This window comes from beta proteobacterium MWH-UniP1, assembly GCA_036362785.1.
Classification (GTDB): domain Bacteria; phylum Pseudomonadota; class Gammaproteobacteria; order Burkholderiales; family Burkholderiaceae_A; genus Lacustribacter.
In genome coordinates this window covers 1,686,614-1,703,732 of record CP143625.1, presented here as the reverse complement: position 1 = coordinate 1,703,732, position 17,119 = coordinate 1,686,614, and the positions used below count along the sequence as shown (strand labels likewise).

At 56.0% G+C, this 17,119-nt stretch carries 18 protein-coding genes; 10 read left to right on the top strand and 8 right to left on the bottom strand.

Annotation, left to right across the window (positions count from 1 at the left end):
- Positions 1 to 69 precede the first annotated feature (69 nt).
- The 7 genes from pufB to hemN all read left to right on the top strand — a co-directional run bounded on the left by pufB (position 70) and on the right by hemN (position 5,344).
- Entirely contained in the window at positions 70 to 219 is a 150-nt protein-coding gene (gene pufB, locus AOB54_08395) for a light-harvesting antenna LH1, beta subunit (GenBank protein WVN41490.1), read from the top strand.
- Positions 220 to 248: 29 nt separating this feature from the next.
- Positions 249 to 473: a hypothetical protein gene (locus tag AOB54_08390; GenBank protein ID WVN41489.1), complete on the top strand. Its 225-nt coding sequence runs from the start codon at positions 249 to 251 to the stop codon at positions 471 to 473.
- A gap of 19 nt (positions 474 to 492) precedes the next feature.
- The gene (pufA, locus tag AOB54_08385) at positions 493 to 684 is read left to right on the top strand and encodes a light-harvesting antenna LH1, alpha subunit (GenBank protein WVN41488.1); all 192 of its coding nucleotides are present in this window, start codon (positions 493 to 495) and stop codon (positions 682 to 684) included.
- A gap of 73 nt (positions 685 to 757) precedes the next feature.
- Entirely contained in the window at positions 758 to 1,582 is an 825-nt protein-coding gene (gene pufL / locus AOB54_08380; protein WVN41487.1) for a photosynthetic reaction center subunit L, read from the top strand.
- A gap of 21 nt (positions 1,583 to 1,603) precedes the next feature.
- The gene (gene pufM, locus AOB54_08375; protein ID WVN41486.1) at positions 1,604 to 2,581 is read left to right on the top strand and encodes a photosynthetic reaction center subunit M; all 978 of its coding nucleotides are present in this window, start codon (positions 1,604 to 1,606) and stop codon (positions 2,579 to 2,581) included.
- Positions 2,581 to 3,675, top strand: coding sequence for a photosynthetic reaction center cytochrome PufC (pufC, locus tag AOB54_08370; GenBank protein WVN41485.1), 1,095 nt, complete (start codon positions 2,581 to 2,583; stop codon positions 3,673 to 3,675). Before pufM ends, pufC begins: the two co-directional genes overlap by 1 nt.
- A 271-nt stretch (positions 3,676 to 3,946) precedes the next feature.
- Entirely contained in the window at positions 3,947 to 5,344 is a 1,398-nt protein-coding gene (hemN, locus tag AOB54_08365; GenBank protein WVN41484.1) for an oxygen-independent coproporphyrinogen III oxidase, read from the top strand.
- A 77-nt stretch (positions 5,345 to 5,421) separates the two neighbouring features.
- On the opposite strand, the gene AOB54_08360 is transcribed toward hemN, so the two are convergent.
- From AOB54_08360 to AOB54_08340, 5 genes are all read right to left on the bottom strand, one after another.
- Positions 5,422 to 6,216, bottom strand: a complete 795-nt coding sequence (locus AOB54_08360) for an ABC transporter ATP-binding protein (protein ID WVN41483.1) — start codon at positions 6,214 to 6,216, stop codon at positions 5,422 to 5,424.
- Positions 6,209 to 6,988 (bottom strand): ABC transporter ATP-binding protein, encoded by a 780-nt coding sequence (locus AOB54_08355; GenBank protein ID WVN41482.1) that lies wholly within the window; start codon positions 6,986 to 6,988, stop codon positions 6,209 to 6,211. The genes AOB54_08360 and AOB54_08355 overlap by 8 nt, the downstream gene beginning before the upstream one ends.
- A 1-nt stretch (position 6,989) precedes the next feature.
- On the bottom strand, positions 6,990 to 8,084 hold the full coding sequence (locus AOB54_08350; GenBank protein WVN41481.1) for an ABC transporter ATP-binding protein: 1,095 nt from the start codon (positions 8,082 to 8,084) through the stop codon (positions 6,990 to 6,992).
- A gap of 3 nt (positions 8,085 to 8,087) precedes the next feature.
- Positions 8,088 to 9,017, bottom strand: coding sequence for a branched-chain amino acid ABC transporter permease (locus tag AOB54_08345; GenBank protein WVN41480.1), 930 nt, complete (start codon positions 9,015 to 9,017; stop codon positions 8,088 to 8,090).
- A gap of 88 nt (positions 9,018 to 9,105) precedes the next feature.
- Positions 9,106 to 10,272 (bottom strand): branched-chain amino acid ABC transporter substrate-binding protein, encoded by a 1,167-nt coding sequence (locus AOB54_08340; GenBank protein WVN41479.1) that lies wholly within the window; start codon positions 10,270 to 10,272, stop codon positions 9,106 to 9,108.
- A 127-nt stretch (positions 10,273 to 10,399) separates the two neighbouring features.
- Between AOB54_08340 and AOB54_08335 the strand changes: the two genes are divergently transcribed.
- A complete protein-coding gene (locus AOB54_08335; GenBank protein WVN41478.1) occupies positions 10,400 to 10,897 on the top strand; it encodes a TspO/MBR family protein in 498 nt (165 codons plus the stop codon).
- Here AOB54_08335 and AOB54_08330 read toward each other — a convergent pair.
- Genes AOB54_08330 through chlG form a run of 3 tightly spaced genes read right to left on the bottom strand, consistent with a single transcriptional unit; the run spans position 10,894 to position 14,394 of the window.
- Entirely contained in the window at positions 10,894 to 12,114 is a 1,221-nt protein-coding gene (locus AOB54_08330; protein WVN41477.1) for a geranylgeranyl diphosphate reductase, read from the bottom strand. The two genes, AOB54_08335 and AOB54_08330, sit on opposite strands and share 4 nt — an antisense overlap.
- A complete protein-coding gene (locus tag AOB54_08325) occupies positions 12,101 to 13,501 on the bottom strand; it encodes a BCD family MFS transporter (protein WVN41476.1) in 1,401 nt (466 codons plus the stop codon). The genes AOB54_08330 and AOB54_08325 overlap by 14 nt, the downstream gene beginning before the upstream one ends.
- Entirely contained in the window at positions 13,498 to 14,394 is an 897-nt protein-coding gene (gene chlG / locus AOB54_08320; protein WVN41475.1) for a chlorophyll synthase ChlG, read from the bottom strand. Before chlG ends, AOB54_08325 begins: the two co-directional genes overlap by 4 nt.
- Positions 14,395 to 14,455: 61 nt before the next feature.
- On the opposite strand from chlG, the gene AOB54_08315 reads away from it, so the two are divergent.
- Both AOB54_08315 and AOB54_08310 read left to right on the top strand, forming a co-directional pair.
- Positions 14,456 to 15,976, top strand: coding sequence for a phytoene desaturase (locus AOB54_08315; GenBank protein WVN41474.1), 1,521 nt, complete (start codon positions 14,456 to 14,458; stop codon positions 15,974 to 15,976).
- Entirely contained in the window at positions 15,969 to 17,027 is a 1,059-nt protein-coding gene (locus tag AOB54_08310) for a phytoene/squalene synthase family protein (GenBank protein WVN41473.1), read from the top strand. The genes AOB54_08315 and AOB54_08310 overlap by 8 nt, the downstream gene beginning before the upstream one ends.
- Positions 17,028 to 17,119 lie beyond the last annotated feature (92 nt).

Sequence of the window (17,119 nt, the reverse complement as noted above, 5' to 3'; positions counted from 1 at the left end):
CTGCGTCATCTCCTGCCACGGGGGGTTGTCGTGGTAACGACCGCAAGGTCAACTTATTGGAGAGATCCTATGAGTAACAACAATCAGAGTCTTTCGGGACTTACCGACGAGGAAGCTCAGGAGTTTCACAAGTTTTACATCCAGGGTTTTCTTGCTTTTACGGCAACTGCCGTTATCGCTCATGCGCTGGTCTGGGCATGGCGTCCATGGATTAACTGATTCGTCACTTTCTTAGTTAGGGGAATGCTATGTCACAGACAACAGACGATCTGTTTCACGAGTCGGTGAAAACCAACTCGATCACTTACTACAGCATTTTTGCTGTCAGTTTTGTCGTCTTTCTGGCGATTGCTCTCGTCGCGCAGGTGCTGTTCCTGCGGTGGCGTTCCTGGTTTCCGGGAGCAGAAGGTGGCAAGACGTTAATCGGTGATGTGAAGGCAGCGGTTTACACCTTTATGTCACAACTCACTTAATTTTTTAGGAGATGGAACCATGTGGAGAATTTGGCGCTTGTTCGATCCGCTTCGCGCTTTAGCAGCTCAGGCGGTTTTTCTGTTTGGTGTCGCAGCGATGATTCACTTCATCTTGCTCAGCACCGAGCGTTACAACTGGCTCAACGGCAAGACCCAGGCAGAAGTCAAGGCATCCAAAGCGACGCCGGCACCTGCTGCTTCACCGAAGTAATTGTTGTAGAACAAAGCAGGGGGTGTTTGCGGTCATCGCAAACCTCTCTGCTCCTTAAACTGGAGAAATACAAATGGCGATGCTCAGTTTCGAAAGAAAGTATCGTGTCCGCGGGGGAACCCTGGTTGGTGGCGACATGTTCGACTTTTGGGTCGGGCCTTTTTATGTCGGCTTTTTTGGGCTGACTACCGTCTTTTTTGCCGCACTGGGCACACTTCTTATTCTGTGGGGCGCCTCGCAAGGGCCGACCTGGAATATCTGGCAAATCAATATTGCTCCGCCAGATCTGAGCTATGGCCTGGGCATGGCCCCGCTGTTAGAAGGCGGGCTATGGCAGCTCATCACCATCTGCGCCATTGGTGCATTTGTGTCTTGGGCGCTGCGCGAAGTGGAGATCTGCCGAAAGCTGGGCATGGGCTATCACGTGCCAATTGCTTTTAGCATGGCGATTTTTGCGTATGTCACGCTGGTCGTGATTCGACCCGTTCTGATGGGTGCGTGGGGGCACGGTTTCCCATACGGCATCCTGAGCCACTTGGACTGGGTGTCCAACGTTGGCTATCAGTATCTGCACTTTCATTACAACCCAGCACACATGCTGGCCATCACACTGTTCTTCACTTGCTGTCTGGCCCTGGCCATGCACGGTGGCTTGATTCTGTCGGCCGCAAATCCTGCCAAGGGTGAGACGGTCAAGAACTCCGATCACGAAGACACCTTCTTTCGCGACACCATTGGTTACTCGGTAGGCACCTTGGGCATTCACCGTCTGGGCTTATATCTCGCGCTGGCGGCAGTGTTTTTCAGTGCCGTGTGTATTGTGATCAGTGGCCCCTTCTGGACACGCGGGTGGCCAGAGTGGTGGGGCTGGTGGCTCAATCTGCCGATTTGGTCATAAGCCTGGGATCTGGAGAACAACATGGAATATCAGAATCTATTTACACAAGTCCAGGCAGTGGCAACGCCGCATCACGGCGTTGAACTCAAGCATCCTGACAATAACGAACGTGTGATCAAACCGTTTTTGGTGCATCTTGCCGGCCGTCTTGGCAACGCACAGATCGGTCCGCTCTATCTCGGCAAACTTGGTGTTGCCTCGGCGTTTTGCTTCATCATCGCCTTTACTATCGTGGGCTGGAACATGCTGGTTCAGGTCAATTACGACCCGATTCAGTTCATTCGTCAGTTGTTCTGGCTGTCATTGGATCCACCCCCACCCGAATACGGCCTGCGCTTGGCACCCTTGAATCAGGGTGGCTGGTGGAATATTGCCGGCCTCTTTCTCACCGTGTCGATTCTGCTCTGGTGGGTCCGGGTCTATCGCCGCGCCCGTGCCTTGGGCATGGGGACCCATGTGGCCTGGGCGTTTGCTGCTGCTATTTGGCTCTACCTGGTTCTGGGCTTTATTCGTCCTGTGATCATGGGCAGCTGGTCCGAGGGTGTGCCCTTTGGCATCTTCTCTCACCTGGATTGGACGGCAGCGTTCTCGATTCGTTACGGCAACCTGTTTTATAACCCCTTCCACATGCTGTCGATTGCCTTCCTGTATGGCTCGGCACTGCTCTTTGCCATGCACGGTGCCACCATTTTGGCCACCACCCAGTACGGCGGTGATCGCGAGGTTGAGCAGATCGTGGATCGTGGCTCGGCATCAGAGCGCGCCGCGTTGTTCTGGCGTTGGACCATGGGCTTTAACGCCACGATGGAATCGATTCACCGTTGGGCCTGGTGGTTTGCCGTGCTCTGCCCATTAACTGGCGGCATCGGCATCTTGTTGACCGGCACCGTGGTGGATAACTGGTATCTCTGGGGTGTGAAGCATGGCATTGCGCCGCCTTACCCTGATATGTGGGGTGTGCCAACCATTGACCCATTGACTGTACAAGGAGCGAAATAATGAACTTCAGAACCTCTTTGGTGGCGCTGGTCGTTGCAGCGTCCGCGCTCCTGGCTGGCTGTGAGCGGCCCCCGGTCGATGCTGTGCAGACGGGTTTTCGTGGCACAGGCATGGAATTGGTCTATAACCCACGCACACTGGCAAGCCAGGAAGCCCTGCAGACTGCACCAGCAGCCCTGCCAGAGGCTGACAAGGGCGGCCCGCGTGCTCGGCAGGTTTACAAAAACGTTAAGGTCTTGGGTGATCTGAGCGTTGGCGAGTTCAACCGGGTCATGATCTCCATGACGCTGTGGATCGCACCAGAGCAGGGCTGTGCCTACTGCCACAACCTGCAAAACCTGGCCGACGATTCGCTCTACACCAAGGTTGTTGCCCGCCGCATGACCGAGATGACCAAGCACTTAAACGCTGCCTGGAAAAATCACGTTGCAGCCACAGGCGTGACTTGTCATACCTGCCACCGCGGTCAGCCAATTCCAAATCAGGTCTGGTTTAAGCCCGACGAGGCCAAGTTAGCCAAAGGGTTCTTTGGTCAGCGCAATGGCCAAAACGAGCCTGCCCCGTCTGTGGGTCTGAGCACCTTGCCAAAAGATCCATTTACGGCATACCTGCAAAACGACAACGTCATTCGTCAGATCTCACTGAATGCGTTGCCACAGGGTATCAACAGCACTGGGTCGAGCATTCAGGCAACAGAAGCCACCTATGGCCTGATGGTGCATATGTCTAAAGGCCTGGGCGTGAACTGTAATTTCTGCCACAACTCCCGCAACTTTGCGGATTGGGGCCAGAGCCCACCACAGCGTCTTGCCGCATGGCATGGCATTCGTATGGTTCGCGAGCTGAACAATGAGTTCATGACACCGCTGACCGGTGCATTCCCACCGAATCGTCTCGGCCCGATGGGAGACGTGGCGAAGGTGAACTGCGCGACCTGTCACCAGGGTGCCTATAAGCCGCTGTACGGCGAGCCGATGGCAAAGACTCACCCAGAGTTGGTGGGCCCTGTTGCCAAGCTCTCGCAAAAAGCGACTGAAGCGGCCGCTGCTGCGGCAAAGGTGGGTCCCGCAAAAAGCACGGTGATCAACTACTAAACACAAGGAACTCCGCTTTTGGTGGGCTGTCTGACCGGCAGTCCCATCTTTCCCTCCTCCCTCAAAGGCCGCACACGGATGTCCCCCGTCCAGGCCGCGGAGGCGACGCCCAAAGGCTCCCCCCTTTGGGCGTTTGTTTTTTCTGATCCGAATCAACATTCTGCAAAGCATTTGGCGTGAATCGGCGGCGAGCCGGGACCGGTTGATCGAGATCAACGTATTTTTCTGGCCGTTTGACATACTGCGAAAACACAAAACAGGGTGGACTGGCATGACAACAACTATTGAGAGCTTTGGCGTAGACGAGGCGTTGATTCGCCGTTTTGATATGCCTGGGCCGCGCTATACCTCGTACCCAACTGCGGATCGTTTCCACGAGGGATTTGACGCCAAGACCCATGTGAAGTGGCTCGATCACCGTGATCGCATTGAGCGGGACAAGCCCTTGTCTCTGTATGTGCATCTGCCGTTTTGTGCATCGATTTGTTATTACTGTGCCTGCAACAAAGTCATCACCAAAGACCATAGTCGCTCGGCCCAGTATCTGGACTATCTGGAAAAAGAGATTCGGCTGGCCACGTCTTATTTACCCAATAGCCGCTATGTCACCCAGATGCACTTTGGCGGTGGCACGCCCACATTTTTAAATGCAGGCGAACTCTCGCGACTGATGCGCATGCTGCGTGACCACTTTGATTTCGCCAAAGATGGGGAATATGCGATTGAAATCGATCCCCGCAGTGCAGACGCCAAGATGATTCATCTCTTGGCCGATCTGGGCTTTAATCGGATGAGTATTGGTGTGCAGGATTTTGATGAGGCCGTGCAAAAAGCCGTGCATCGCATCCAGCCCGCCGAGATGACCATGGGCACACTGGCCACGGCACGCGAGTGCGGATTTAAATCGATCAATATGGATTTAATCTACGGCCTGCCTAAGCAAACGCCAGAGGGCTTTGCCCGCACGCTTGAGCGGGTGTTAGAGGCATCTCCCGATCGCGTGGCCTTGTACAGTTATGCCCACCTGCCGGCACGCTTTAAGCCGCAGCGCCGTATCGACCCGGCCGACATGCCCACGGCAGAAGTCAAGCTGGAGATCATGCTGCTTGCCATCAACATGATGTTAGATGCGGGATATCAGTATGTGGGCATGGATCACTTTGCCCGGGTAGATGACGAGCTTGCCATTGCCCAGCGTGATGGCACCCTGCATCGTAATTTCCAGGGCTACACCACCCAGGCCGACTGCGATTTGTTGGCACTCGGTGTCTCATCGATTAGTAAGATCGGCGCATCATTTAGCCAGAATGCAAAAACACTCGACGAATACTATGCAGCACTCGATCGCGGTGTGCTGCCGATTATTCGTGGCATTGAACTCAGCGCTGACGATCTCATTCGTCGTGACGTGATCATGGAACTCATGTGCCAGGGCAGCCTGGTTATGGAGTCGGTGGGTCAGGCCCATGGGGTTCAGTTCCAGGAATATTTTGAAAAAGAACTCGCGCAGTTGCGCCAGACCTTTGAGTCTGAGGGCATGCTGACAGTGTCCGAAGAGCGAATTGACATCACGCCTAAGGGCCGCTTTTTCCTGCGGGGCATTGCCATGGTGTTTGACCGCTACTTCCAGTCTCAGGTCAACCCAGGCCGCTTCTCGAAACTGATCTAGGTGTCAGGCACCAAAACACGGTGTCAGACATCTGGTCGATCAAAACACGGTGTCTGACACCGTGTTTGAGACTTGATCTATTCGCCCAAATAGGCGGCGCGTACCGCTGGGTCGTGAAGTAACTGTGCGGCCGGTGCACTGGTGGTGATCATGCCGGACTCCATCACATAGCCGCGATCGGCAATCTGTAGTGCCAGCCGCGCATTTTGTTCGACCAGCAGAATCGTGACGCCACGGGCAGATACATCGCGAATCACTTCAAAGATCTTCTCTACCATCACGGGCGATAGCCCCATGGAGGGTTCATCGAGCAGCAGAACCGAAGGCTTGGCCATGAGTGCCCGCGCCATGGCCAGCATTTGCTGCTCGCCGCCCGACATGGTGCCGGCCAGCTGATGACAGCGTTCTTTTAATCGTGGAAACAATGCCAACTGCTCGTCAATGGCCTGGGCAATCGACTGCGATGAGGCGGACTGGCCACTGTGATGGCCCTTGCCCAAGCAATACGCACCCATCTGTAGGTTTTCCAAAATCGTCATGCGGGTAAAGACACCGCGGCCCTCGGGGACCATTACCAGGCCGCGGCTGGCAAGGGCGTGGGCAGGGCGGTGGGTGATGTCTTCCCCCTGAAACAGAATATGGCCCTCTGCAGTACCAATCAGGCCAGTGATGGCCTTTAGTGTGGTGGTCTTGCCTGCGCCATTGGCACCAATCAGGGTGACCAGTTCACCGTCGCGCACACTCAGGCTAATGCCTTTGACGGCCTGGATGCCGCCGTAGCGCACCTTTAGCCCGCGCAGCTCGAGCGCTGGCGTGCCGTGCTTCTCGCCAGTCGGGTTTGAATCAACAGGGGACTGGATGTCATTAACCATGGGTGGCTCCGCTGCCCAGATAGGCCTCGATCACACGTGGATCCCGCTGCACATCGGCAGGTAGTCCTTGTGCAATCACCCGGCCATAGTCCAGCACGGTCACCTGATCACACAGGCCCATCACCAGCTTCACATCGTGCTCGATTAACAAAATGGTTTTGCCGTCATGGCGGATTTTTTCCAGGATCGTTTTGAGCGAATTTTTTTCGGTGGCATTCATGCCGGCTGCGGGTTCATCCAGGGCCAACAGCTTGGGTTCGGTGGCCAGTGCCCGAGCAATTTCCAGGCGGCGCTGATCGCCATACGACAGGGTCTTGGCGGTGGCATCGGCCAGACGCTCAATACCAAGATAGGCCAAGAGCGCGCGGGCCTCGTCGCGGATCTGTCGTTCACTCTCTTTAAAGGCTTTGGTTCGCAAGACTGCGCCCAAGACACCGCGATGAAATCCATGGGTGCGCAGGTGGCGGCCCACCATGACATTTTCCACCGCAGTCATATCTGGAAAGAGCCGGATGTTTTGGAATGTGCGGGCAATGCCTGCTTCTGCCACCCGGTGAACGGCAGTGGGCTCGTAGGTCTGACCGGCCAGTTCGAACTGGCCACCATCGGGCGCATATAAGCCAGTGATGACATTGAAAAAGGTAGTCTTACCCGCGCCGTTTGGGCCAATCAATCCGTAGATCTGGCCAGCGGGGATATCCAGGCTCACGTTATCAAGTGCCACCAACCCACCAAAGACCTTGCGGGCCTGATTCACACGTAGCAGGCTCATGTCACAGGGCCCGTTTCGCTGACAGAAGGCCACGCGGCCGATAGAGCATCACGATCACCATGGCCAGACCGAAGATCAGCATGCGCAGGGCTTCGGGTGCAATCAGTTCTTGGCCAAAGATGGTTTCTTGAATGGGTTTGGCCACGTAGCGCAGGATTTCCGGAATCGCATAGAGCAGTACCGCACCTAGAATGACGCCGGGCACATAGCCCATGCCGCCCAAGACCACCATGGCCACAATCACAATACTTTCCATCAGCACAAAGCTCTCGGGTGAGACAAAGCCCTGAAACGCCGAGAACATGGCGCCTGACACACCACCAAACGACGCCCCCATGGCAAAGGCCAAGAGCTTGACGTTACGGGTATTAATGCCCATGGCTTTTGCTGCAATCTCGTCTTCGCGGATGGCTACCCAGGCCCGACCAACGCGGGAATCTTGAAGCCGCACCGTGATCACGATGACCACCAGTGTGAGAATTAAAAACAGATAGTAGTACAGCTGAACGGATGGAATGGTGATGCCAAAGACATCCAGCGATTTTGAAAAATTCACACTGCCAATGCGAATGGGGTCGATATTGGTGAGCCCTTGTGGCCCGTTGGTCAGATTGGCGGGCGCATTCAGGTTATTCAAAAAGATGCGAATGATTTCGCCGAAACCCAGGGTGACGATCGCCAGATAATCACCGCGAAGCTTTAATGTGGGGGCGCCAAGCAGTACACCAAACATCGCGGCGAGTGCGGCCGATAGCGGCACCACCATCCAGATCGAACTGTGCAGGCCATCGGGAAAGGTGTTGCGGATCCAGGCAAAGTGTTCAAACAAATGGGGCGAGGCCAGCAAGCCGTACATATAAGCGCCCACCGCATAAAAGGCGATGTAACCCAGATCGAGCAGGCCCGCATATCCCACCACGATATTTAGGCCGAGTGCCAGCATGATGTAGAGCATGGCAAAGGCCAGGATGCGAATCCACGCATTGCCGGCCATACCCACTAAAAATGGAAGGATGACAAGCGCTACGCCGATCGCTGCCACCGCAAGCCAGGCATTGCGGCGAGTGAGTGGAATTGAGACATTACCCCAGCGCATGATTTATGCCCGATCTGCCACACGTTCGCCCAGTAACCCCGATGGCCGAACGACCAGCACCAGAATCAACACAGCGAATGCAAAAATGTCTTGGTAGTGGCTGCCAAGAAAGCCGCCGGTGAGATCACCGATATAGCCAGCGCCAAGGCTTTCAATAATGCCCAACAGCAGCCCACCGGCAACGGCACCAGCCAGGTTGCCAATGCCACCCAGCACTGCGGCGGTGAAGGCCTTTAGGCCCAACATAAAGCCCATGGTGAAATGGGTGATGTTGTAATTCATGGCCACTAACACGCCAGCAATTGCAGCAAGAGCTGCCCCCAGCATAAAAGTAGCCGAAATGATGCGGTCTGGATTCACGCCCATCAGACTGGCGATCTTTGGGTTTTCAGACACGGCCCGCATAGCGCGGCCCAGCCGGGTTTTGTGAATCAGAATTAAAAGGCCGGTCATGGCGATCGCTGCGACCACCAGAATCAGGACTTGCTTTGGTGCCAGCAGTGCCCCACCAATTTCAAACGCAGAGGTGGACAGCAAGTCCGGAAACACACGTGGATTCGGGGACCAGATGATCATGGCCATGGTCTGCAAGACAATCGACACGCCGATGGCGGTGATCAGTGGCGCCAATCGCGGCGCCTGCCGCAGTGGCCGATAGGCAATGCGCTCAATCGCAGCCGAGAGCAGCATGCACACGGGAATGGCAACCAGGGTTGCAATCAAGAGTTGAATCACCAGCGGCAGGCCTGGCACAAAGGTGCCCAAAAGCCCCAACACAGTTAACGCCACCATGGCGCCCACCATGAGCACTTCGCCGTGGGCGAAGTTAATCAACTGCAAAATGCCATAGACCATGGTGTAACCCAGTGCCACCAGGGCATACACACTGCCCAGTACCAGGCCGTTGATGAGTTGTTGGATCAGGGTATCCATAGTCAGGCTATAGGAGTCACTTTAATCAAGTGATGAGTTGCGCGTTCGCGGAATTGTTGGGGGGCACGTGGCCCCCCCAAGCATTGCCTTACTGAATCACCTTGACCAGTTCACGCTTGCCGCTGCGATAGGTGTAGAGCGACAGAGTGCCGCCTTTGATATCGCCTTTCTCGTCAAACGAGATGGGACCCGTTACGCCGTCGTACTGGATCTTGGCCAGCTCGGGCAGATACTTTTTGGGGTCGGTCGAATTGGCCTTTTTCATGGCCTCTACCAGAACCATGGTGGCGTCGTAGACGTAAGGTGCATAGAGTTTCACCTCTGCGCCGGTTTCTTTTTGGAACCGCTCACGGAAATCAGCCAGTTTCTTTTCGTAAGCACCGATCACACCACCGGCTTCAGCACAGAAGATCTTGTTGTTGCCGACTGCATTGCCCGCCAGCTTTGGCAATTCGCTGGTACACATGCCGTCACCACCCATGACCTTCGCGTTAATTTTTAACTGCTCCATCTGGCGCAGCATGGGGCCAGCAACCGCATCCATGCCACCGTAAAACACGACGTCAGGCTTTTTGGCGCGAATGGCTGTCAGAATCGACATGAAGTCGGTCGATTTGTCGGTGGTGAACTGACGGTCCACCACTTTGCCACCGGCGGCTTCAACACCCTTGGCGAATTCATCGGCCACGCCCTGGCCATAGGCCGTGCGGTCATCAATCACGGCAATGCTCTTGCCCTTCAGTTCCTGAACAGCGTACTTGCCCAGGGTGCCACCAAGCTGCGCATCGTTGGCCACGACACGGAAGGTGGTTTTAAAGCCCTGCATGGTGTACTTGGGGTTGGTCGAAGCGGGCGAGATCTGGGCAATGCCAGCGTCGCTGTAGATTTTCGATGCGGGAATACTGGTGCCCGAGTTCAGGTGGCCAATCACACCGGCAACCTTGGCATCCACCAATTTCTGGGCGGCTGCGGTGCCTTGCTTGGGGTCGGCGCCATCGTCTTCAGAGACCAGGGTAAAGGTCACCGGCTTGCCGTTGATCTGCACGCCAGCTTTGTTCAGATCGGCGATGGCCAGTTTGGCACCGGCTTCATTGTCTTTGCCCAGGTGGGCCTGGTTGCCCGTCATGGGGGCCACATGGCCAATTTTCACGGAACCGTCTTGTTTGGAGCAGCCCGCCAAGCCAATGGCCACGGCAGTCAGGCTCAGCACTACAGCATTTTTAACGACACGTTGTTTCATCGGGGATACGCTCATGCAAATCTCCAGAAAAAAATTAATCGGGAAAACGCCGCAGGTGCATCACTAGCGCGGCAGTCAAACACCGCGTAGTTTACGGATTTCTTAGCGCTTCTTCAGGCTGAAACCCTCTACACTGTCGGCTATGAGTACAAACCCTTCTTCCAACTGGACCCTAGTGCGGCAGATTGCGGTGGCCGTGATCTGGGTGTCGGCCGTATCGGTCTTGGGCCAGATGCTCACCGACCTAGGCCCCTGGTATCAGAACCTGAAGCAGCCAGACTGGAAGCCGCCCGACTGGGCCTTTGGTGTCATCTGGACATCCATCTTTGTTCTGATCGTGATTGCGGGAGTGATGGCGTGGCGGCGCACCACGCACCCCGCCCAACGGGTGCAGATCCTGGCGCTCTTTGGGATTAACAGCATCTTGCATGTGCTGTGGAGCATGCTGTTTTTCACGGTCAAGCGGCCCGATTGGGCCATAGTGGAATTGGTCTTCCTGTGGCTGTCGATTGCCGCGATTATCTGGACCTTTTGGAAGATCTCGCGGCTGGCCAGCGTGATTCTGCTGCCCTATTTGGCCTGGGTTACGATCGCGGGCTTTCTCAACTACGCCAACGTGCAGCTCAACGGGCCGTTTTAAGCCTTGGCAATGCCCAGCAGGTGGGCCATATCCTTGAAGAAGATTCGGATATGGGCCATGGGTTTTTTGCGGACCAGTTTTTTGTGCATATAAGACTCAAACGTGAGCGTTTGCACGTCTTTGTCTTCGCAGATCTTCACAAATTTCTCGCGGCGTTTGTCGCTGGAATACCAGAACTTCTGTAGCAGCCCCAGAATCCAAAACACGCGACCATGCTCTTTCATGAAGCGCTTGCGGGCGGTGGCCAGTGCCTTGACGTTGCCGGTCTTCAGAAACATCTCGGCGGCCTCGGCAGCAAAGCGGCCGCCAGCCATGGCGTAATAGATGCCTTCGCCCGATGCGGGTGCGACGACACCCGCAGCGTCGCCGGCGAGCACCACATTTTTTTTGTTATCCCAGTAGCGCAATGGTTTGAGCGGGATCGGCGCACCCTCGCGGCGTAGCGTTTCGGCAGAGTCTAAGCCCGCTGCCTGGCGTACGAGCGCGGTGGCATTGCGAAGTGAAAAGCCCTTGTCGGCACTGCCAACCCCAATGCTGGCCGTTGCGCCATGGGGGAAGACCCAGCCGTAGAAATCGGGCGACATCTTGCCGTTGTAGTACACATCGCAGCGCGATGCCTCGTAGTCGGCAGGGGGCTGTTCAGGGGTTTTCACGATCTCGTGATACGCAAACACATATTTGGTTTTTTCGGCATCACGGATGTTTTGGCGGGCAACTTCTGACTTGGCGCCATCGGCGCCGATCACGACTTTGGCGCGGACCTTGGCGGGGAAGGTCTCGGTATCGCCTGCCGTGTTTCGGCCGTTGTAATGCACGATGGCGCTGCCATCGCTTAAGTGTTCCAAATGATCAAAGGTGCCAATGCGGCGATCAGCGCCATGAGACTGCGCACGCTCGCGAAGCCATTCATCAAATTCGCAGCGGTCAACCAAGCCCACAAACCCGTTTTCAATGGGAATGTCGACTTTTTTAAAGGTTGGCGAAATCATCCGGGCCTTGGTCGCATGGGCCACCAACATGGAATCCGGAATAAGAAAATCCTTCATGGCCCGCGGCGGAATGGCACCACCACAGGGTTTGATGCGGCCGGCGCGATCGAGCAGCATGACCGAAAAGCCCTTGAGTGCCAGATCGTCTGCGGCGGTGGCACCGGCTGGGCCGCCACCAATCACGGCGACGTCAAAAGTCTGAATATCATTTGAATTAAGCGGGTTCATGGCCTTCCTCTCTTTTCCATGAGGTTGTGCTGGTGGCAGGCTGTTGCGCTGCTTCATCCAGGTCGGCATCAATGCCAAGTGCAAGTCGTGCGGCGACTAAGAAAAGCCCTGCTTCGGCAAAAAACACCACGCCATACGCAAGACCCGGGTCATCGATAAAGCGCCGGCTAATGTCGCTGGCGGTGGCACCGATCAAGCCCCCCGCGCCAAAGGCGATCGCCTGTGCCGCGCCCCAAAGGCCCACGCGTGTGCCTTCTCGCTGGCCACGGCCTTCGCCGGCCAGTCGCATCATGGATGCGATAGCGGCAATTGAAAATGCACCGTTCGATGCGCCTAATAAGAAGACCGTGATTTTTAATGGATAGCCGGGCCCCACCATGCCGGCGGCTACCAGGCTAAAGAGTGCGAGTGACGATGCAATACAGCCCCCCACGGTCCAACTGCGTAAGGAACCAAACTGGCGGTCGCCAAAACGGCCGCCAAAGCGGCCGCAGGTAAAGGCACAAAGAATCATGCCGCAGAGCACACCGCCATGCTGTAGGCCAGACAACCCAGTGGTCTCGCCAGGCGTGAAATTAAAAACGATCCCAGCAAAGGGCTCCAGGATTAAATCCTGTGCAGAAAACGCCAGCATCGATACAAACACAAAGACCGTGAATCGACGGGCTGCTGGTTCATTCCAGACCTGGCCGATGGCCTCTTTAAAGCTGGACTTTTCTGTGGTCGTGTCGTTGACCGAGTTGGGGTTAATCGAGCCGGCCTGGCCTTCTAATTTGTAGAGCGCAAGAAACGTCAGCGCAATCGCAGCCAAGGACACCACGGTGGCAATCACCAACAGACGTTCATGCGAATAGGGATCAAGCATCTGGCCGGTAATGCCGGCGGTCATGGCCAGACCAGTAATCATCATGAGCCAGACAATCGTGGCTGCTGCTGCGCGGCGTTGGTCTTCCACACGCTTGGCCAACAAGACAAGAACAGAGGTGCCCGACGCGCTGACGCCCACGCCAATCAAAGAGAAGGCCGCAAAGGCGAGCGAGCCACCCCACAAAACGCTTGTGGCCATGAGTGTGGTGGCGGTTGCGGCCATTACGCCGCCGACCCCCAGAATGGTCATGCCACCCAGAATCCATGGCGTGCAACGGCCCATCATGTCAGAGCCATAACCCATGCGTGGCCGAAGCATCTGTACTGCGTAATGCAGGGCCACCAAGATGCCTGGCAGCAAAGCCGGCAGGGCGAGCTCAATCACCATCACACGATTCAATGTGGATGTGGTGAGTACAACGATGGCACCAAGGCTAAATTGCGCCAGGCCCAGCCGCACAATGGCCAGCCAGCCGAAGGGCTTGATGTTTGTAAGTGTTGGATTGGTGATGCTGTTCATGTGGTGATCCGTAATGCAAATGCGCTCACCATCATGCCCGACACATAGATCGGCACACCAAAACCGCTGTAGTAGAGCGCCCGATCACTTGGCGATTGCAAAAACCAACGCATCAAAATAATTTGGCCAATTAGCAGGCCAACAATGGCCAGCGCATGAATCGGAGCCCCCCATGACCAGACCATGCCAATCACCACGACTTGGGGCAGGGCCATGGTCCAGCAGGCAAGTTGTGCGGCACGCTGTACACCAAGTTGCACTGGCAACGAGCGCACGCCCATCTGCTGATCACCCTTCACGGATTTGAAGTCATTCAGGGTCATGATGCCGTGGGCGCCCAGGCCATAGAGCAGGGCCAGTCCCATGGAAGATGGGCTGGGCATCATGCCGCCCATCATTACAGCCGACCCGGTGATCCAGGCCAGGCTTTCATAACTCAGGCCACAGGCCGCATTGCCCCACCAGCCGTTTTGCTTGAGCCGAAGGGGTGGCATGCTGTAGGCCCAGGCCAGGATCAGGGCCAAGACCGTGGCGGCAAACCCCCAGGCACCAAGCGCGGTGGCCACCACCAGGGACAGGCCAGTCCAGCCAATGGCAATAAACAGGCCCCAGCGGCCGGGAATTCTTCCGCTCGGGATCGGTCGATTCGGTTCGTTAATGGCATCGACATGGCGGTCGTACCAGTCGTTGACGGCCTGGCTGGTGGCACAGACCAGGGGGCCGGTCAGCAGCAGGCCAATCAAAATAATCGGCCAGTTCGGAAATAAATCAATACCGGAGGCGATTACACCGCAAGTAAACGCCCACATTGGAGGAAACCAGGTAATGGGCTTGAGCAGTTCGGCGACTGCCGCAGGGTCGGGCAGGGCTCGGGGCGACACGGATTGACTCATCGTGCCATTTTCGTATTGACATATTCAACCGTCAACTAAAACTTACACTTACAATCAAAGCATGAAGAGTCCAAATGTTGTGCCCGCAAAGCCACACGCCGTGGTGGTGGGAAGCGGTTTTGGTGGCTTGGCAGCAGCCATTCGCCTTGGGGTCAAAGGTTACCGGGTCACCGTCCTGGAAAAGCTAGATCAGCCGGGGGGCAGGGCCTACGTCCACCGCCGAGGCGGCCACGTGTTTGACGCCGGCCCAACGATCGTCACGGCACCATTCCTGTTGGAAGAACTCTGGTCCATCTGCGGCAAACGCATGTCGGATTACGTCACGCTAAAACCGATGGACCCCTTTTACCGGATTCGGTTTGATGACGGCACACACTTCGATTACTCCGGCGACCCCGAGGCCATGCGCCGCGAAGTCGCCCGGTTTGCGCCCGACGACCTGCCGGGCTATGAAGCCTTCTTTAAAGAAGCCGAGAAGTGTTATCGGCTGGGTTTTATCGGCCTGAGTACCAAAGTCTTTGACGACATTACCGATTTATTCGCGGCCATGCCGTCCATGTTTCGCATGCAGGCATGGAAAAGCATTTACAGCATGGCGGCCCAATACATGCGCAATCCCAAATTGCGCATGGTCTTTAGTTTTCATCCGCTGTTGATTGGCGGCAATCCATTTTCGGTCACCTGTGTTTATTCACTGATTAATTCATTAGAACGCCGCCATGGCGTGCATTGGGCCATGGGTGGCACCGGTGCCCTGATTAAGGGACTGGTTGATTTGATCAATGGCCAAGGCCATGAAGTCCGCTGCCGTGCAGAGGTCAAGCAAATTACAGTGGACAAGGGCCGCGCCACAGGTGTGGTCCTGGCCAACGGCGAAGAAATCAAGGCCGATATTGTGGTCTGCAATAGCGACACCGCGTGGACCTATAAACATCTGATCGCGCCAGAACATCGCAAGCACTGGACGGACAAAAAAATCAAACGCATGAAGTCGTCGATGAGTCTGTTTGTCTGGTACTTCGGTACCAACAAGCAATACTCAGACGTGATGCATCACACGATTCTGATGGGGCCGCGTTACAAAGAGCTGTTGACCGACATTTTCAAGCGGCAACATCTGGCCGATGATTTCAGTCTGTATCTGCACCGGCCAAGTGCCAGTGACCCATCCGTGGCGCCACCAGGCCATGACACTTTTTATGTGCTTTCGCCCGTGCCGCATTTGGAAGATGGCACCGATTGGGCACAGAAGGCGGAGCCCTATCGCCAGGCGATTGCCAAGTACTTAAACGACACGATCATGCCGGGCTTTGAAGCGCACATCACCGAATCGTTAGTGACCACGCCCTTAGATTTTCAGAATCGTTTGCTGTCTTATCGCGGTGCAGCGTTTGGTCCCGAGCCAATTCTTTTGCAGAGTGCCTGGTTTCGGCCACACAACCGAAGCGAAGACATTGATCGGCTGTTCATGGTGGGCGCAAGTACCCATCCTGGTGCTGGCATTCCAGGTGTGATTGCCTCGGCCATGGCGCTTGAGGCCGTGATTCCAAAGGCCGACAGTCTGGTGCCCCAACATGCCTAACCGTGCTGCCCAGCTGCATATTCATTCGCCCGAGGTCTATGCCACCTGCGAGCGACTGATGCGTGGTGGGTCGCATTCTTTTTTCGCGGCCTCACGTCTGCTACCGACACGGTATCGTTGTGCGGCTACGGCCATTTATGCCTTTTGTCGTGTGGCCGATGACGCGGTGGATGAGATGCCGCCCGGCGCATCGATTGATGTGGTGATGGCCTATCTGCATGAGCGCTTAGACGCGATCTATCGCCATGAGCCTTTTGGCATTGATGCCGATGTGGCCTTTGCGGCCACAGCTCACGCTTACGGCATTCCGCAGGCACTTCCCCTGGCGCTCTTGGATGGTTTTCAGTGGGATGCCACTGGCCGGCGTTATGAAACGATTGAAGAACTCTACGACTATGGCGCCCGAGTGGCGGGCACCGTTGGCGCGATGATGACGCTCGTGATGGGTGGCCGGTCCCGGCAGACTGTTGCGCGTGCCTGTGAGCTCGGTGTGGCCATGCAGCTCACCAATATTGCGCGCGATGTTGGCGAAGATGCCCGACGCGGAAGAATCTATTTGCCCCTGGCCTGGCTTCGCGAGGCGGGCATTGATCCCGATAAGTTTTTAGAAAACCCAGAGTTTTCGCCTGCTTTGGCATCGGTGACCAAGCGGCTATTAAACGCCGCTGATCAGTTGTACACCCGTGCTGAAACCGGCATTGCCGCATTGCCCCGTGATGCACGCGCCTCGATCATGGCGGCCCGGCTGATTTACGCTGAGATTGGCCGCAAGCTATCGCAGCATCGCTTTGATTCGATCAACCATCGATCGGTCGTGTCGCGTTCAAGAAAGCTCGTCTTGCTGGCCCGGGCAGTCAGCAGCTATCTGCTGGCACCGCAGAAAGACTATTTGTTAAAGCCACTGCCGGCAATCGAGTTTCTGGTGCAGGCGGTTCCCCCTGGTGAACAAAATCGGCCAGACCCTGGTCTATTTGCCTCGGTAGTGGGTATCTTGGAGCGCAACGGCCACCCCGCCCGAGGCCAGCGTGTCCGATCAAGGCGGAGTACTTAATGTCGCCCTGCATTTCTAGGGCAGACCAACTAAGGCTTACCCGGATTCAGGCCCACGCCAAACCTGTCTAAAATTCAAAGTTATATAACGAG

Coding starts and splice junctions, on each gene's coding strand:
- pufB (WVN41490.1), top strand. CDS start 70: ATGAGTAACAACAATCAGAGTCTTTCGGGACTTACCGACGAGGAAGCT.
- AOB54_08390 (WVN41489.1), top strand. CDS start 249: ATGTCACAGACAACAGACGATCTGTTTCACGAGTCGGTGAAAACCAAC.
- pufA (WVN41488.1), top strand. CDS start 493: ATGTGGAGAATTTGGCGCTTGTTCGATCCGCTTCGCGCTTTAGCAGCT.
- pufL (WVN41487.1), top strand. CDS start 758: ATGGCGATGCTCAGTTTCGAAAGAAAGTATCGTGTCCGCGGGGGAACC.
- pufM (WVN41486.1), top strand. CDS start 1,604: ATGGAATATCAGAATCTATTTACACAAGTCCAGGCAGTGGCAACGCCG.
- pufC (WVN41485.1), top strand. CDS start 2,581: ATGAACTTCAGAACCTCTTTGGTGGCGCTGGTCGTTGCAGCGTCCGCG.
- hemN (WVN41484.1), top strand. CDS start 3,947: ATGACAACAACTATTGAGAGCTTTGGCGTAGACGAGGCGTTGATTCGC.
- AOB54_08360 (WVN41483.1), bottom strand. CDS start 6,216: ATGGTTAATGACATCCAGTCCCCTGTTGATTCAAACCCGACTGGCGAG.
- AOB54_08355 (WVN41482.1), bottom strand. CDS start 6,988: ATGAGCCTGCTACGTGTGAATCAGGCCCGCAAGGTCTTTGGTGGGTTG.
- AOB54_08350 (WVN41481.1), bottom strand. CDS start 8,084: ATGCGCTGGGGTAATGTCTCAATTCCACTCACTCGCCGCAATGCCTGG.
- AOB54_08345 (WVN41480.1), bottom strand. CDS start 9,017: ATGGATACCCTGATCCAACAACTCATCAACGGCCTGGTACTGGGCAGT.
- AOB54_08340 (WVN41479.1), bottom strand. CDS start 10,272: ATGAGCGTATCCCCGATGAAACAACGTGTCGTTAAAAATGCTGTAGTG.
- AOB54_08335 (WVN41478.1), top strand. CDS start 10,400: ATGAGTACAAACCCTTCTTCCAACTGGACCCTAGTGCGGCAGATTGCG.
- AOB54_08330 (WVN41477.1), bottom strand. CDS start 12,114: ATGAACCCGCTTAATTCAAATGATATTCAGACTTTTGACGTCGCCGTG.
- AOB54_08325 (WVN41476.1), bottom strand. CDS start 13,501: ATGAACAGCATCACCAATCCAACACTTACAAACATCAAGCCCTTCGGC.
- chlG (WVN41475.1), bottom strand. CDS start 14,394: ATGAGTCAATCCGTGTCGCCCCGAGCCCTGCCCGACCCTGCGGCAGTC.
- AOB54_08315 (WVN41474.1), top strand. CDS start 14,456: ATGAAGAGTCCAAATGTTGTGCCCGCAAAGCCACACGCCGTGGTGGTG.
- AOB54_08310 (WVN41473.1), top strand. CDS start 15,969: ATGCCTAACCGTGCTGCCCAGCTGCATATTCATTCGCCCGAGGTCTAT.